This is a genomic window from Bacillus sp. S14(2024), assembly GCF_050473785.1.
Lineage (GTDB): Bacteria > Bacillota > Bacilli > Bacillales > Bacillaceae_G > Bacillus_A > Bacillus_A yunxiaonensis.
The window spans coordinates 2,003,107-2,018,630 of sequence record NZ_JBFLUP010000006.1 but is presented as its reverse complement, the minus strand read 5'-3'; the positions used below and the strand labels follow the sequence as shown (position 1 = coordinate 2,018,630).

The window sequence follows — 15,524 nt, the reverse complement described above, 5'->3', positions numbered from 1 at the left end:
AGGGAAACTTAAAAGGAGCAAGCCATCAAATATTCATTTAATGTTCATAAAGGATACCAAAACGAATTAAAAATTGTGAGTTTCAAATAGATAGCAATAATCAGAGTGCATATCCCAATAAGAAGTGCCATATAATCAAGAGGCTGCATTTCCGTCCTATAGTACCAAGTCCGCTTCTCCTTTTTTCCAAAACCGCGTAAATCCATAGCATTCGAAACAGTATCAATTCGATCCAATGAATGTATTACAAGCGGCCAAAAAATCGTCATTCGATTATTAATGCGTTGAAAAAGGGATGCTTCTCCTTTATGAAATGGAATTCCCCTTGCTTCCTGTGCATGTTTAATGAGTTCGTATTCCGTTTGTATATTCGGAATGTAGCGCAGTGCAATATTAATCGCATAGGCAATTTTATAAGGCACTCCAATTTTGTTTAAGCTGCTTGCAAATTGACTCGGATGTGTTGTGTAAATAAAAATAAGTGTAAACGGTAATAAGGTAAAATATTTTAATGATAGTGTTATTGCATAAAAAAGAGTTTCCAGTGTAATAGCCGCATAGCCAATATGGAGAAGTGACGTATATGTACCTGTTAGCTCCGATCCATGTGTTGGAGTAATGAGTAAAATCATGACAGAATTTAGAATACTAAATGTGAAAATAACACTAAAAATAATCAATATGCTGCGCATTGGAATTTTTGCGATGCCTAGTAATATGCAGCCGATTAGAAATAAGCATAATAAAATACGAAAATCAAAAAATAAGAATGTGAGAATCATCCATATAATAAATAAAATTAGTTTTACAGCACCATCCATACGATGGAAACACGATTTTCCTTCTATGTATATTGTCCCCATCTTACTCATGGATGATCCCTCCTCCTCGCTTCCATATAAGATTGAACAAATAGCTGCGGAATTGGCATATTCCCATGTTTCGCTAAGCTAGTAAGTGAGCTCTCACGGAGGTTTGCCTGCTTTAAAATACGCTCGTTTGCCAACACGGTAGTTACTGCATCATCAGCAATGATTTCTCCGTTATGCAGTACAACCGCTCGATTTGCGTATTCTAGCGCTAAATTCATGTCATGTGTAATGAATAAAAAAGCCATTCCACGTTTTGCTAATTTTCGTATAAACATCATAAACTCTTTGTAATGAAAATAATCTTGCCCTGCAGTTGGTTCGTCTAAAATAATAAGTTTGGGATTTGTAACAAGAATCGAGGCTATCGTTAAACGCTTTTTTTGTCCATAACTTAATGCTTGTACCGGCCAATTTCGAAATGGATATAAACCACAAATTTGTAATGCATTTTTTACTTTTTTCTGCATTTCTTCTGAAGCATTCTTCAGTTTTACCGCAAATGCAGCTTCTTCCCAAACAGTTGCTTGTGTAATCATGTGATTAGGATTTTGCATCACATAAGCGATGACCTCTCCCCGCTTTCGAATTGACCATGTTGAAATATTAGTTCCTTCTATAAAAATCTTACCTTGATGGTTTTTTTTCATTCCCGTCATGATATGAGAAAATGTTGATTTTCCAGCACCGTTATTTCCTAAAAGAGCGAGTACTTCTCCTTTGTATATAGACATAGATACATCCTTCAATGAAAAATTTCTATTTGGATATGTAAACGTTACATTTTCTATTTTACATATACATTCTTTTTTAGATATTGCTGTATGCATTGGGTTTTGTAACATCCATTTTGATAACGTTTCATGTAATGTATGAGAATTAATATTTTCTATTGGATAAATCTCTTCATTCGAGAATGGATATTTCAATGTTTTTAATGCTTCTATATATACAGGCTCCCTCAGCCCCGCTTTTTGTAAAACATTTGTATGTAATAGATCACTCGGTGCTTCAATTGCGACAATACGGCCATTTTCCAAAAGAATAATTTTATCTAAATCGAGATCGAGCATTTCTTCAATTCTATGCTCAATAATGATGATCGTTTTATTCGTTTGTCTATGAATCTTCTTCATAAGTTGGATTGCTTTTTGACTGCTTACAGAATCTAAATTCGCTAAAGGTTCATCAAATAGCAAAATCTCAGCATTTGTAGCTAGTATGCCTGCTAGAGAAACGGATTGTTTTTGTCCCCCTGATAAATCGTGAGGGCTATGTGAATGGAACTTGATCATGTCTACTTCTTTAAGTGAACGTTTCACAATTTGTTTTATTTCCTCTTGCCCTGTACAATCATTTTCCATTGCAAACGCAACGTCTTCTTCAACTGTTAATCCGATAAATTGGGAATCTTGGTCTTGCAGAATCGTTCCAACACGTTGACTTAACTCGAATATACTCGTATGCCTAGGGTCTATACCACACACCGAAAGCTCTCCTGTACTTGTCCCTTCATAAGAAAAAGGAATGAGCCCATTAATACAATGAGCTAATGTAGATTTTCCTGATCCACTTCGACCAGCGATTAACACTTTTTCGCCAGGATAAATCTGAAATGTAATGTCCTGTATCGTTGGTTCAGCTACGCTTTTATATTGAAATGTGAATTCTTCAAAAGAAATAATAGGTTTCATATGTATATCCCTACTTCTCAATCTTTAATTGCGTATTCTTTTTATTCGCTTTCACAAGTCCTAACACAATTGGTAAACCGAGGATGAAAAATACGAGAACATCTGCGATAATCGCACCGCCTACTTGAATAGCAATTTTATCAAACGGTTCACCCATAATGAAAATGTCAAATGCACCCGCAAATATAATCCCTAAAAGAATACCAATTACACCTGTACTAGAAAGGTAGATAATATCTCCTTTACTGTACGTCCCATTTTTCACACTAAATGTAGCGCGCTTTTGGACAAACCCCATAAATAAACCTATGATTCCTGAGCTTAACACCCAGCCCCACCAAATGCCCCAGCCAGCAATGGCATCTGTGATTGTATGACCAATTAGTCCAATTAATAAAGCTGTAATTGGTCCAAAGATAGCACCGAAAATCGTTAATAAAGCAAGCGCTGGCTTAATAAAAGTATTCGGCGCAATGGAAAATCCCCATAATCCTAATACACCGTATATCGCTGAACCAATTCCAATTGCAACAACTAGTTTTGTAGAGAGTGTTTTATTCATTTATTGCCCCCCCTCCCGTTATATAAACTTACTTTGAATAACTTCTATGATTTGTATAGACGCTATCAAATTTATATGATGCAGCAGCGTAAATTATGTTTACTATATATACCTTTTGTACATATTGAATCCGACGTTCTAAACCCCTTTTTTGTTTGATGAAGCATGAGCATGTATGTCTATAGTTTGTTACATGTTTAATCTTAAAATGTGATGAACCTCACTTTCCCGTATACACCGTCTTCCGATACATTCCTAATTTTCACTTCTCAAATGATTTTTATAGATATTTTTAATTCGATAAAAATCAACAAATACAAAAAAATGAAAAAACCAATTCACATCGGCTTTTTCATTCAAAATAAAGCATAATAATTTACCCTCTACTAGTAACGGATATTTTTATCCCTTTCCAAATCCTCCCCCCTACAACCCAGCCGACCTTTGCAACCTTCTCGCAATTTCAAAGAAATCTTCCTGCGATATCCCTGGAGCAAATTCTTCTGGTAATTCATCTAAGTCTGGCATTGGCGCACCTTGAGGGGGACCATCAACAACTTGAAGCGGCTGCCCATCTTCCGGGTGTTTTCCTTTCCAAATTTTATTTAAATCTGTGTAATCATTATCACTAAAACGGTACAGTCTTAAATGGGCACCTTGATCTTCAAAGCGTTTTGCCACATCGAATGCTTTGTTAGATAAGTTTGGAATTGGGAGCATTTTTGTCACATCCACACCTGTTGCTACTTCTAACGCTTTAGCGTATGCCAAAACATGAACACCGCCGCGGACAAGTAAATATCCAATTGCTTCTTTCGCTGTTGGATGATCTGTCATTTCATAAACACGCATTTTGTTTGTCCGTGCTCCACATTCTAGGAAAAAGTTATGCAATAAGTCTAGTATTAAATTCCCACTATTAAATACATAATCTCCAGTCCATGCTTTTCCCATCGAGTCACCAACAAGAGTTGTTTGTGCTGTTGAAATAAAGTGCTGTATATTACGTTTATCTTTCGCAGCTTTCATTGATCCAATATCAGGATCTCCGGCATGCGTTGTTCCAGTTAAACAAAGGTTAATTGCAATTGAAATCAACTCAATATGTGCAAATTCTTCCGTTGTTATATTGGCAATTAAATCATAAAATGGCTTTAATTTCTTCTTCCCGCGAAAGTTAAAAGATTGAAACAGATAGTTATTTAGTGTGGACATCTCACCAAAGCGACCACCTAGCAATTCTTGCACCGCAGCTGCTGCATTTGCATCAGCATACTTCGGATCGGGGAGTGGAATAATTAATTTATCAATTCGTTTAAACATCAGCATGAATCCCCCTTATCTTCATCATTGCCATCATTACTGATGTATGAGGGATTAAGGTTGTTTCATGCACATGATCATTCCGGCATTACCCAAACAATTTGCTGCATCCGAATAAAGAAAGGTGTCTCCTTTTCTTCAATTACAATATGATCTGGTTTAACAGCTCTTAATATGCCATGTACGCTACCACGCATTGTATCCACAACAACATTTTTTCCAACAATCATTTGTAACGTTTGCACAACATACGGATCAACACTAGAAACCACTTCTCCGCTCAACTCATAACCATTTCGAAAATCTCCATGCACATCTTCGTATGAATAATCATCCATAATTATTACCTCCTCTTTCTACAATTCGCTTGTATTGTATGAAAGGGATTAGATAGATGTGCCTATCTAACAAAAACGAGATGCCATAATTATGGCATCTCGTTTTTGTTTCATAAGCTGAAAAATTTACTTTTCTAGCTTACGATTCCCATTTATACGTCCAAAATTGTTCACTCTGTAACCACTTTAATGTCGCTGGGTCTTGTTTTTTTAGCTTTGCTTCCATTTCTTCTAACATCGCTTCTGTTTGTGAACGATGTGCACGAAGCGCCGCTAATTTTTGCTCTAATACGTCGCTTATATCGTTAATTACATCTGGCTTACCTAATACTTCTTCACGATTTTTCGTAATCGCCACTGCATGAATAACTGGACGCTCTTCTTTTGGCATACGTTCTACCGCACGAACAGCCGCGCGTCCAAATGCATTATGATCTGGATGTACACCGTGCTCTGGGTAAAATGTAATGATTAGGGAAGGATTCACATCACGAATCACTTCTTCAATTTTATCCGCTACAAAGTCAACATCTTCAAATTCTAATGTTTTATCATGGAAACCAAGTAAACGTAAGTCTACGATGCCCATTGCCAAACAAGCTTCTTCTAATTCCTGCTTTCGAATACTTGGAATCGTTTCACGATTTGCAAATACATTTTTCCCCATATTACGTCCCATTTGCCCAAGTGTTCCGCAAGCATACGTAACAGGTACTCCATTATTTCGATATTGACGAATTGTTCCTCCCGCTGCAAATGATTCATCATCTGGATGCGGAAATACTACAAGTACGTGTCTTTCCATAATCTCCACTCCTTATGCAAATGGCGTTAAACTTAATTGCAGCGCAACTGCTAGACGCCCTTTTTCATCATGACCTGCTAATAACAGACGATTTTTTTCATCTTTTTCCCAATGCGTCACACCTTCTGCATATACCCAGCCATGCTCCATTTTCAAACCAATACGGTATGGATTCGTTCCCGTGATTTTACCGCGTTCAAAACGAATTACTGCATTACGCACAAATGCCCCAACTGTCATCGCTTTTTCATTTACATGCGAAGCATATGCGCCGTTCGTCGTTTCTAAATGAAGGTATACATCGTTATTTAGAAAACGTTCAATTTCGTTTTGCACGACAGAAGTATCTGTAATTATTTCCATCGGATTTCACCTCTTTTAATCAGTTTACGAAAAAACAATGTAAATTGCTATCTCTTATAATAGAGGACAATGGTTACTTTGCCTACTTTTTTGCTTTTTTATTTTTTATATTTAATACGGTATGTGAAATTCTATATTTGATCTATTCTGTATCTCCATTTCTTTCTGTATGCGAATTTGCTACAATAAAATTTATGCAGAGGGATATATTTCGACAATTTTATACACTAACATGTATAGATACTTAATAAAGAAGGTGAACACATTGGAACATTCAGCACATGAAGTTGCAAACTGGCAATATTACTTTGCCATTGCTGTATTTTTAGTAACATATGGCTTTATTATCTCAGAAAAAATTAACCGTGCTGTCATTGCTTTGCTTGGTGCTGCCATTATGGTGATTATGGGAATTGTAGATTTACATACTGCCTTTACTACACATATTCAATGGGAAACCATTACTCTATTAATCGGGATGATGATTCTTGTACATATTACAAGTCAATCCGGTGTCTTTGAATATGTGGCTATTAAAGCCGCAAAAGCAGCCGGCGGAAAACCAATTCGAATTTTACTGCTCCTATCCCTTTTAACCGCAGTTGGTTCTGCCTTTTTAGATAATGTAACAACTGTTTTATTAGTTGTACCTGTTACATTATCGATTACACGTATTTTAAAGGTACCTCCTGTTCCGTATTTAATTTCAGAAGTATTATTCTCTAACATCGGCGGAACAGCGACACTTATTGGAGATCCTCCAAACATTATGATTGGATCTGCAAATAAGCATCTTGATTTTAATGCGTTTTTACTAAATTTAGCACCGATTGTTGCTATTATTGCTGTCGTTACATTACTTATTTTATATGTTATGTATCGCAACAAATTAAAAACAACAGACGAACAAATTCAGAAACTGATGTCTTTAAATGAAAAAGACTACATTCGTGATCGCAGTTTACTCGTTAAGTCCTTATCTATTTTAGGTTTAACAATACTTGGATTCATTCTTCATTCTATTATTCATGTTGATGCTGCCGTAATTGCGATGACTGGTGCAGTCCTTTTAATGCTAATCGCTGTAAAAGAGCACGAAATAGAAAATGTATTTGCTCATATTGAATGGGTAACAATTTTCTTCTTTGCAGGTTTATTCGTTCTTGTCGGTGCACTTGTTGATATTGGGCTTATTTCCTCTCTTGCAAAGAAAGTATTAGATGTAACAAACGGAGATATTGGCTATGCATCCATCTTAATTTTATGGGTATCTGGCGCAGCTTCTGCCACAATTGATAACATTCCGTTTGTAGCAACAATGATTCCGCTTATTCAAAACTTAGCAAGCGGCCTTGGACTTTCTGCAGATTCTCCGCAAATTGAGGTACTATGGTGGGCATTATCTCTTGGAGCTTGCTTAGGAGGAAACGGTACGCTAATTGGTGCCTCTGCCAATGTCGTTGTAGCAGGAATTGCAAAACGTGAAGGATATGGTTTCTCTTACATGGAATTCTTAAAAATCGGGTTACCACTAACCATTGTTGCATTGCTTCTATCACATGCATATATTTATTTACGTTATTTAATGTAGAAAGGTTTGCAGCATGAGCTGCAAACCTTTCTTTTTCACCAAAAGATACCTATAACTGCAAGAGCCCCTATAATTATACCTCCAACTTGACCAATCATTGTTGGTGTCCATTCAATTCCCTTTTTCATTTGTACAACTGGTCTTTCATGCCGCAGTTGCTGCACTTCTGCTTGCAGTTGATGAATGGAGCCATGCAATTCCTTCACAAGTTCTTTCAATTCACCTATTTCTTCTTCAGCTGACTTCTTTTTTTCTAAATTCATTTTCAATACCCCTTTTAAATCAATAAATTGAATAATGTTGGATTGTGATTGATTTCCATATAACGTACTCCCTGTTCCTCCATTCGTCTAATAAGAGGCTCATAATCTTCTTTTTGTTGTAGTTCGATTCCAACTAGAGCCGGACCATTATCTTTATTGTTCTTCTTCGTATACTCAAAACGAGTGATATCATCATGAGGCCCGAGAATGTTATCTAAAAACTCACGCAAGGCACGGGGACGCTGCGGAAAATTAATAATAAAATAGTGCTTTAGTCCTTCATAAATTAACGATCTCTCTTTCGTTTCCTGCATCCGACCAATATCGTTATTACCACCGCTCACAATACAAACAACTGTCTTTCCACGAATTTCATCTTTATAGAAATCAAGCGCGGCAATCGGCAAGGCACCAGACGGTTCTGCAACAATCGCATTTTTATTATAAAGTTCAAGCAATGTCGTACATACCTTCCCTTCTGGTACAGCAACAATATCATCTAATATCCGTTTACAAATCTCATATGTAAGATGACCAACTTGTTTAACTGCTGTTCCATCTACAAACGAATCAATATGCGGCAGCGTAACAACCTCTCCTTGTGCAAACGCCTCTTTCATAGAGGCAGCACCTTCTGGTTCAACCCCAACAATTTTCGTTAAAGGACTAATCCCTTTTATGTATGTTCCAACTCCAGCTGCTAAGCCTCCTCCGCCAATTCCCATAAACATGTAATCAATCGTACAATCCGTATCATGTAGAATTTCTACACCAATCGTCCCTTGTCCTGCAATCACATTTGGATCATCAAACGGATGAATAAACGTTAATCCCTGCTCTTCACAATATTTCACAGCTTCTCCATAAGAGCTATCAAACGTATCCCCTTGCAGCATCACCTCTACGTAATCCCCTCCAAAAAAGCGCACTTGTGATACTTTTTGACTTGGTGTTGTATTTGGCATGAAAATTTTTGCTGGAATTTGTAATTTATGACATGTATAAGCTACACCTTGTGCATGATTACCCGCACTAGCACATACAACTCCCTTTTTTAACTCTTCCATCGGTAAATTGCTAATACAGTTATAGGCACCGCGTATTTTAAAAGAACGAACAACTTGTAAGTCCTCTCGTTTTAAATATACGTTACATTGATATTTCTCTGATAAAATAGGATCTCGCTCTAAAGATGTATTTCGAATCACATCTTTTAACGTATTATACGCAACGAGAATATCTTCAATTTTAATCATTTCTTTCACATTCTTCATATCTTTGACCGCCTCACTGTAGAATTTAAAAAGTTTTGTTTTACATTATACAGAATAATCTAAATATTTCAAATGAAGTTTAAATAAAAAATGAATCAACACAGTGCCTATGTTGATTCATCCTTTCATGATTGCGTTTCCATTTTAAATATTTGACCTTTGACATGTACCAAATTTATTTTTTTCATTTTATAAAAAAGCTATTAATCAACCTCTTGCCCAGAAATGGATTTCCATCCAACAGCTGTAACATCCACTTCTAAACTAAGACCATTCACCACTTTTTCAATTACAGCTGTTTTCTTAGCATCACAATGTAAAACTGCTCGAATCATGATTTTTTTACCTTCTTCAATCTCTTCACTATGTAGTTCTCTTAATTCTATTGCTTCTGTATCTAGCATTTGCATTAGCAACAACCTAATATGTACTTCGTCTTTATTAGAGCACGTTGCAGATAACACATAATTCATTTTCTCTGGCATTTGATCAGTTGATTTTTTATTCATAAATAACGCAACTGGACGAAGGAAAATATTAGCTAATAAAACTCCAAACGCTCCTAGTATAGCTACTTTTAAAAAACCTGCTCCGACAAGAGTCCCAACAGCTGCAGAACACCATAATGTTGCAGCGGTATTCAAACCACGAATACTAAAGCCATCCCGAATAATGACGCCCCCGCCTAAAAAACCAATTCCACTAACAACTTGAGCTGCAATCCGTGTTGGACTAGATTCCCCTGTCACAATAACTGACAATAAAACAAACAAGCATGCTCCTAATGAAACTAAAGCATTCGTTCTTAGCCCTGCCATACGATGAAGCCACTGGCGTTCTGTTCCAATCAGTGCTCCTGCCAATATAGCTACAAATATACGAAGTGCCATCTCTTGCAGCATCATCTTTTTTCACCTCTATCTATGTATAAAGAAGGATTCTGTATAAAATCCTCCTTCTTATATTTTACCTTAGTTCTCATGGGAAGGGAATTAACTGCTATTTATCTATGTTCTTAGCATTAAAACAAAAGCAACACAGAAACTGTGCTGCTTTATAACGTATAACATTACGATACATAATAATATCGAAATGAAATTTTTAATTATTTGTTCGTTTTGTTAAAAGAATAAAGCTAAGCATCGCACCGATATGACAACAAACAATCGTAATCCCCATCGGTACAGCTGTCTGTTCTCCTTGAATACCAACTAAAGGTGCTACTACAGCGCCGGATATAAAAGGTAAAAGTCCTAATAAAGCTGCGGCACTTCCTGCTGCTTTCTGCTGATTCTGCATCGCTAACGTAAATCCAGTTGTCCCAACAATCCCTACGCTAGAAACAATAATAAAGAAGCAGATTAACACTCCTATTAAAGAAGGTGCCAGTAAAATAATAAGAAGAAGAGTGATACCTCCTAGCAATGCAAAAAGAAGTCCGACTACCAATAAAGTACGTTCTTTAATTTTCCCTGCCAAACGCCCTGTAACTTGAGATGCAATAATAATACCAAACCCGTTAATCGCAAAAAACAAACTATATAATTGCGGCGAAGCACCAAAAATATTTTGAATAACAAATGGTGATCCTGAAATATAGGCAAACATCGCTGCTGTAATAAACCCTTGAGAAAGTGCGTATCCCATAAATACGCGATCTTGTAATAATCGTTTATAATGAGATAAACTCTCTCCCCATCCGCCTGCTGTTCTTTTCTCTGCATGTAACGTTTCTGGCAAGATAAAAATAACACTTAATAACATAAGTCCACTTAATACACCTAATACAATAAACACCCAGTGCCAAGAAGCAAAATTTAAAATTTGTCCGCCCATAATAGGCGCAAAAATTGGTGCCGCTCCGTTTACCAGCATTAAAGCAGAAAAGAACTTTGTGAGCTCAGATCCCGTGTACAAATCCCTCACAATAGCACGAGAAAGTACAATTCCTGCTGAACCGGCCGCACCTTGAATAAAGCGTAATACAATGAGCAACCATACAGACGGTGTCAACGCACATAAGAAGGATGCAACCGCATAAATAACAAGACCAATTACAATCGGTTTTTTCCTCCCTTGACGGTCACTCCATGCACCAACCCACAATTGGCCTAACGCAATTCCTAACAAACATGCCGTTAAGCTTAACTGCGTAAGTGCGCTTGTTGCGTGCAAATCGTCTGTTAAAGCTGGAAAAGCTGGAAGATACATATCAATAGAAAGTGGACCAATCGCAGATAGACTTCCAAGAATGATCGCTAAAATGATTCGTTTATCTTTTGCGACTTGTACTTTCATTTGTAATTCTGTTTGCAATCATATAACCTCCTTTTTATTTGCTCTACTAAATAAGAATATAGAATAACAAACAAGATGTAACTATATTAGTTACATCTTTGTTTTTTGTCAATACATTTATCCGATATTTTTCCAATTAACAAAATAAAAAAGGATATCCACAAATGTCGATATCCTTTTATCTTCTAGAATTTCAGTCAAATTCCCTTTATATTTGTCAGGGGCTGCTCATACATATCACTATGACAAGTATACATTGTTGCCTTGCCTTATCTTCTCTTACAATGTGCTCTATGTTAATTACAAATATTTTGCTTCACTGAAAACAATATTACCTACTTAGACAAAACACTCCTGACAATTTCTAATTCGTACTGATGCCTCGCGCCGTCCAAATACGATCAATTTCCGCGCCGTGCTGCCCTCCGTAAAGAAGAGCATCCGCTTGTTTAATTGCTCTCGCTCCGTCACGGAATGTAGCGTTAGGAGTAAGGGACCAATGCGATTGCAAAATGATTTTTGTCGCAATATCGCGTCCAAAAGCTTGCGCCATGTCATACTCACCTTGCGACCAAATTTCGCCGTCCGCATGAACTTCATTTACAATATCTTTCGGATACACTTTATTATTGTCCAATCTGCGAAGACAAGTTGGGTTCGTATTTGAATATGAAGTCGAATCCCATTCTCCGATACACGCTTTTCCGTAACCTGTATTTGATACAGCATCTTCATAAGTAGCTCCCAAGAAATCTCCAAAACCTTCTCCCATGGCTCCACCTTCCGAAGAATTCCCAAATCCAGCAACTTGATTATCTTGAATGGAATGACCGTATTCATGAGCAATAACCCCTGCATCTTCCGCATCATCAACTCCGCCGGAACCGAATGTCAGTGCCTTAGTCGTAGGAGAATAAAAAGAGTTATCAGCTGTAGATGTATTTACATTTGCTTTAATAGAACGGTTGTTAATATTATTAAAGCCCAGTTGTTGTATATATCGCTGCAAAGTATCAATGTGATAATATGTCATAACATCTTCAAATCTATCATTTGAACGTGTGTAATTATATTGAAGAGAGGCGGAATATGTTTTTACTTTCGACGCAATTGTTACATAATCTCCAATTAAATATCCCGATCCATTGAGGCCTTTTAAAGTAACTGTTTTGAGTTGATTATTCAAAGCAGCCGAATCTGCATCATTATTATCAGCTAATCCAGCCAAACTACCACTCGTCACTACAGGATTTGGCAGAAACACTTTTCCTTGTCCATCTACTTTTCGGTTTAAGTCTTTTTTCTTAAGCAGCTTTCCGTTTTCTGCATCAATAAATGTTTCCCACGCACCGAACGGCTTATGAGAGTGGATCACAATCCGATACACCGGAATTGCCACACCTTCTTCGATTATATACCCAAACTCACGTGTAGTCGGAGCCCATACATTTGTATCATCAGCTTCAATATACTGAGTAGATTTACCTTCTGCTTCCTTTTCACTTAGCTTTTGCTTTATTTGCTTAACACCCTGTACAGGAAGGTAATCTGAAACTGCCAGTACACCTTGTCCTCCTTTGTTGAGTGTGACTGTTACTTGTCTAGAAAACACAGGAGATCCATTTACCGTTTGTTGAAATCTAACATAAGATGCCACCTGTGTATCTGTCGTAGAAACATATTGCAAATCTGATAAATCTGCCTTTAAAGAATACTGAGCAGCGTTCGCTTTTAAATATTCGGTTGCCTGTACTTGAGGCGAAACTGCCTGTACCTTTACTTGTGTTTCCTCTACTGCAGAAGCAGTGGACATAATACCAAAAACCAACGGAATTGCCGTTGCAACCGCGACAACTTTTTTCAACAAAACTATCACTCTCCAATTTTAAAATTATTTCGAACGTACGAATAATTCTATAGGAGATAATATTTTACCTTTCCAATTTCTACGAACCTAATGAAAGTAAGATTTTCTCAATAATTTTGTATAATACAGGGAATATTTCAAAATCTATTATTCATGATAAATTGAAACACTAGTATTTATAGTATGTATTCCTTTCTTAGATCATTTTTTGATAAGGCTAATAATGAGCAATAAGGCATTACTTAAAATGCTTACTACACCTATCCAAAATAGCCAATATGTTGCGGTTAGCCAAGAAGCGGCTATGATGAGTAGCGCAATGGCAATTGATACACAATTGTCAATCCAGCTTCGTTTCTTATTGCGATGAAATTTATGGTTGGCCTGAGAAATAGATTGCTGGACTGTATTCTTAACATAATAGACTTTTTCTTTAATCTTATTCTTAATATCTTTTGCTTTCTGATGAAGCGTATTACTAATATAAGATTCATTCACAATCCGCACCCCCATATCGGCGTTTTGAAAACTCAGCCAAGACTTTTTCCTGATAGGAGTTCAACTGTTTCTGCTCATCAACTTCGAAATTTGCATTTTCTTCAAAACCATCTTGTTCTTCGCCGTCGAATCGATAGAGCTTTTGTAATAATCTCCAAAATGTTTCAATTTCGTCAGTCGTGAAATCGTGAAACATATCCGCTAAAAAATAGGTGGACTTTTCCGAACAAACAATTAAAGCTTTTTTTCCTTCAGGAGTAATCTCAATATTGATAGAGCGTTTATCTATTTTACTCGGCACAGTTTTAACATAACCTTTTTTCACAAGGCTTGTAATCAACTTGTTAGTGGTCTGTTTTGTTGTACCTAGCTTTTTAGCGATATTAATAAGTGTAGTTCTTTCGATTGGCAAATGTGCAATAGCAATTAGAGCCATATGTTGTCGGGCAGTTAATATCTCCATATATTCGTCCCCCCGCGTTTGAACCTTATTGACAACAGAAAACAAAGTCGCGTAACTTTGCTGCATAAAATGTAGTTCTTTCATTAAAAAGTTAATATCCATATTTAGCTCCCCTTCATATTAGTCACCATGTTTACAAATATAAAATACTATATCCCGCAAAACATGTCAACATGGTGACCATTTCTGCTTGTATTAACTTTTCTAGAATTAACAATGATTTTTTATTCATTTCCCTAAGTCTGTAAAAATGCAAAAAAGCCCCACTATGTATTTCGAAAGTAGGGATTCCTTTTGTTTAAAGATTTTTCTTTTTTCTCAAAACACTATACTACATTTAAAGGTTTTGTTAAAAATTGCACCAAAAGTTTAACGAATGAAAAAAGTTACTAAATACATTTATAATAAAAAACCGTTGTATGTAATTCTCCGTTTGCTGATTCAGCATAGCATGGAATCTTCCCCGCTTCAATAAATCCTAATGATGCATATAGTTTATTGGAAGGATCTCCTTCTCTTGTATCTAATACTAACAAAGATCTATTTTCTTGATTTGCTCTTTCTTCTACTTTTTGCATAAGGGCACGTCCAATTCCATTGCGTCTGAATGTAGGATGCGTCATTAACTTTCCAATTTCAGCTCGGTGACTTCCATTTTGCTTCGTACTTAAATGCAATTGTACGCTACCTGCTACTTCATTGTTGATTCTTGCGATAAATAGTATAACTTCAGGACTTAACACGGTTTCCCAGTACTTTATCGCCTTTTCTTGTTTCATTGGCGGTAAAAAGCCTATTGATGCCCCGTCATCTACTACTACTCTCAAAAGCTCTGAAAGCCCCTCAATATCTTCGTCAATTCTTTTTACTTCTTCTATTTCCATCTGATGAACCAATTCATCATTCCCCCTTTTCATATATAACGTAACTCATTTGTTTTAACCAAAAATATTTTTAGCCACCAGCCAACTACACCATCTTTTTTTAATTCATTATTTTACGAAAACTCATTCGACAAAATACCTTATTATCCCTCTTTTTGTAACTAATCCGCTCTTTAACACATAAAGTGAAACTTTATTCAGTGGGGGTTTTCTTCATCCCAATCGGGCTTTTACAGACAGTTTAGCTCCCACTTATCTTCCTCGCTTCTCTCTCAATCCTGAGGTGGGGGTCTTACTGCCCGCGAATAGCGGGATAAAAAAAAGATAAGGTAGAAACCTTATCTCATAGTATATTTACTATTTTTTGAGGATATGCCCGCACTTTTGAGATTGTGAGAATCAATATAAGAACAACTTTTTTATAATGATTCA

General features: G+C 36.5%; 16 protein-coding genes. 1 reads left to right on the top strand and 15 read right to left on the bottom strand.

Translation table 11 applies throughout. The features are described 5' to 3' along the window. Positions 1 to 44: 44 nt before the first annotated feature. From AB1279_RS10640 to AB1279_RS10610, 7 genes are all read right to left on the bottom strand, one after another. Positions 45 to 863: an energy-coupling factor transporter transmembrane component T family protein gene (locus AB1279_RS10640; RefSeq protein WP_429761349.1), complete on the bottom strand. Its 819-nt coding sequence runs from the start codon at positions 861 to 863 to the stop codon at positions 45 to 47. Between the two features lie 5 nt (positions 864 to 868). Next, entirely contained in the window at positions 869 to 2,563 is a 1,695-nt protein-coding gene (locus AB1279_RS10635; protein WP_429758697.1) for a DUF3744 domain-containing protein, read from the bottom strand. 10 nt (positions 2,564 to 2,573) lie between these two features. After that, positions 2,574 to 3,125 (bottom strand): ECF-type riboflavin transporter substrate-binding protein, encoded by a 552-nt coding sequence (locus AB1279_RS10630; protein WP_429758696.1) that lies wholly within the window; start codon positions 3,123 to 3,125, stop codon positions 2,574 to 2,576. Between the two features lie 426 nt (positions 3,126 to 3,551). Continuing rightward, a complete protein-coding gene (locus AB1279_RS10625) occupies positions 3,552 to 4,448 on the bottom strand; it encodes a manganese catalase family protein (RefSeq protein WP_429758695.1) in 897 nt (298 codons plus the stop codon). Between the two features lie 77 nt (positions 4,449 to 4,525). After that, positions 4,526 to 4,786 (bottom strand): YuzF family protein, encoded by a 261-nt coding sequence (locus tag AB1279_RS10620; RefSeq protein ID WP_429749098.1) that lies wholly within the window; start codon positions 4,784 to 4,786, stop codon positions 4,526 to 4,528. A 139-nt stretch (positions 4,787 to 4,925) separates the two neighbouring features. Beyond that, positions 4,926 to 5,591, bottom strand: coding sequence for a bacillithiol biosynthesis deacetylase BshB2 (gene bshB2, locus AB1279_RS10615; RefSeq protein WP_429758694.1), 666 nt, complete (start codon positions 5,589 to 5,591; stop codon positions 4,926 to 4,928). Between the two features lie 12 nt (positions 5,592 to 5,603). Further along, the gene (locus tag AB1279_RS10610) at positions 5,604 to 5,954 is read right to left on the bottom strand and encodes a YojF family protein (protein ID WP_429758693.1); all 351 of its coding nucleotides are present in this window, start codon (positions 5,952 to 5,954) and stop codon (positions 5,604 to 5,606) included. Positions 5,955 to 6,219: 265 nt separating this feature from the next. On the opposite strand from AB1279_RS10610, the gene AB1279_RS10605 reads away from it, so the two are divergent. Next, positions 6,220 to 7,545, top strand: coding sequence for an ArsB/NhaD family transporter (locus AB1279_RS10605; protein WP_429758692.1), 1,326 nt, complete (start codon positions 6,220 to 6,222; stop codon positions 7,543 to 7,545). 35 nt (positions 7,546 to 7,580) lie between these two features. On the opposite strand, the gene AB1279_RS10600 is transcribed toward AB1279_RS10605, so the two are convergent. From AB1279_RS10600 to AB1279_RS10565, 8 genes are all read right to left on the bottom strand, one after another. Continuing rightward, positions 7,581 to 7,808 (bottom strand): hypothetical protein, encoded by a 228-nt coding sequence (locus AB1279_RS10600; protein WP_336481010.1) that lies wholly within the window; start codon positions 7,806 to 7,808, stop codon positions 7,581 to 7,583. Between the two features lie 14 nt (positions 7,809 to 7,822). Then, positions 7,823 to 9,082 (bottom strand): threonine ammonia-lyase IlvA, encoded by a 1,260-nt coding sequence (gene ilvA, locus AB1279_RS10595; protein WP_429758691.1) that lies wholly within the window; start codon positions 9,080 to 9,082, stop codon positions 7,823 to 7,825. Between the two features lie 203 nt (positions 9,083 to 9,285). Then, positions 9,286 to 9,987 (bottom strand): MgtC/SapB family protein, encoded by a 702-nt coding sequence (locus AB1279_RS10590; RefSeq protein ID WP_429758690.1) that lies wholly within the window; start codon positions 9,985 to 9,987, stop codon positions 9,286 to 9,288. Between the two features lie 196 nt (positions 9,988 to 10,183). Beyond that, positions 10,184 to 11,380, bottom strand: coding sequence for a multidrug effflux MFS transporter (locus AB1279_RS10585; RefSeq protein WP_429761347.1), 1,197 nt, complete (start codon positions 11,378 to 11,380; stop codon positions 10,184 to 10,186). A gap of 364 nt (positions 11,381 to 11,744) precedes the next feature. Then, positions 11,745 to 13,193, bottom strand: a complete 1,449-nt coding sequence (locus AB1279_RS10580; RefSeq protein WP_429761346.1) for a M36 family metallopeptidase — start codon at positions 13,191 to 13,193, stop codon at positions 11,745 to 11,747. A gap of 255 nt (positions 13,194 to 13,448) precedes the next feature. Then, positions 13,449 to 13,745 (bottom strand): hypothetical protein, encoded by a 297-nt coding sequence (locus AB1279_RS10575; RefSeq protein WP_429758689.1) that lies wholly within the window; start codon positions 13,743 to 13,745, stop codon positions 13,449 to 13,451. Then, on the bottom strand, positions 13,738 to 14,310 hold the full coding sequence (locus AB1279_RS10570) for a MarR family winged helix-turn-helix transcriptional regulator (RefSeq protein ID WP_336481014.1): 573 nt from the start codon (positions 14,308 to 14,310) through the stop codon (positions 13,738 to 13,740). The genes AB1279_RS10575 and AB1279_RS10570 overlap by 8 nt, the downstream gene beginning before the upstream one ends. 287 nt (positions 14,311 to 14,597) lie before the next feature. After that, entirely contained in the window at positions 14,598 to 15,092 is a 495-nt protein-coding gene (locus AB1279_RS10565; protein ID WP_429761345.1) for an N-acetyltransferase family protein, read from the bottom strand. Positions 15,093 to 15,524 lie beyond the last annotated feature (432 nt).

Excerpts from the sequence above, each read along its gene's own strand:
- AB1279_RS10640 (WP_429761349.1), bottom strand. The coding sequence starts at position 863 with ATGGGGACAATATACATAGAAGGAAAATCGTGTTTCCATCGTATGGAT.
- AB1279_RS10635 (WP_429758697.1), bottom strand. The coding sequence starts at position 2,563 with ATGAAACCTATTATTTCTTTTGAAGAATTCACATTTCAATATAAAAGC.
- AB1279_RS10630 (WP_429758696.1), bottom strand. The coding sequence starts at position 3,125 with ATGAATAAAACACTCTCTACAAAACTAGTTGTTGCAATTGGAATTGGT.
- AB1279_RS10625 (WP_429758695.1), bottom strand. The coding sequence starts at position 4,448 with ATGTTTAAACGAATTGATAAATTAATTATTCCACTCCCCGATCCGAAG.
- AB1279_RS10620 (WP_429749098.1), bottom strand. The coding sequence starts at position 4,786 with ATGGATGATTATTCATACGAAGATGTGCATGGAGATTTTCGAAATGGT.
- bshB2 (WP_429758694.1), bottom strand. The coding sequence starts at position 5,591 with ATGGAAAGACACGTACTTGTAGTATTTCCGCATCCAGATGATGAATCA.
- AB1279_RS10610 (WP_429758693.1), bottom strand. The coding sequence starts at position 5,954 with ATGGAAATAATTACAGATACTTCTGTCGTGCAAAACGAAATTGAACGT.
- AB1279_RS10600 (WP_336481010.1), bottom strand. The coding sequence starts at position 7,808 with ATGAATTTAGAAAAAAAGAAGTCAGCTGAAGAAGAAATAGGTGAATTG.
- ilvA (WP_429758691.1), bottom strand. The coding sequence starts at position 9,082 with ATGAAGAATGTGAAAGAAATGATTAAAATTGAAGATATTCTCGTTGCG.
- AB1279_RS10590 (WP_429758690.1), bottom strand. The coding sequence starts at position 9,987 with ATGATGCTGCAAGAGATGGCACTTCGTATATTTGTAGCTATATTGGCA.
- AB1279_RS10585 (WP_429761347.1), bottom strand. The coding sequence starts at position 11,380 with ATGAAAGTACAAGTCGCAAAAGATAAACGAATCATTTTAGCGATCATT.
- AB1279_RS10580 (WP_429761346.1), bottom strand. The coding sequence starts at position 13,193 with ATGTCCACTGCTTCTGCAGTAGAGGAAACACAAGTAAAGGTACAGGCA.
- AB1279_RS10570 (WP_336481014.1), bottom strand. The coding sequence starts at position 14,310 with ATGGATATTAACTTTTTAATGAAAGAACTACATTTTATGCAGCAAAGT.
- AB1279_RS10565 (WP_429761345.1), bottom strand. The coding sequence starts at position 15,092 with ATGGAAATAGAAGAAGTAAAAAGAATTGACGAAGATATTGAGGGGCTT.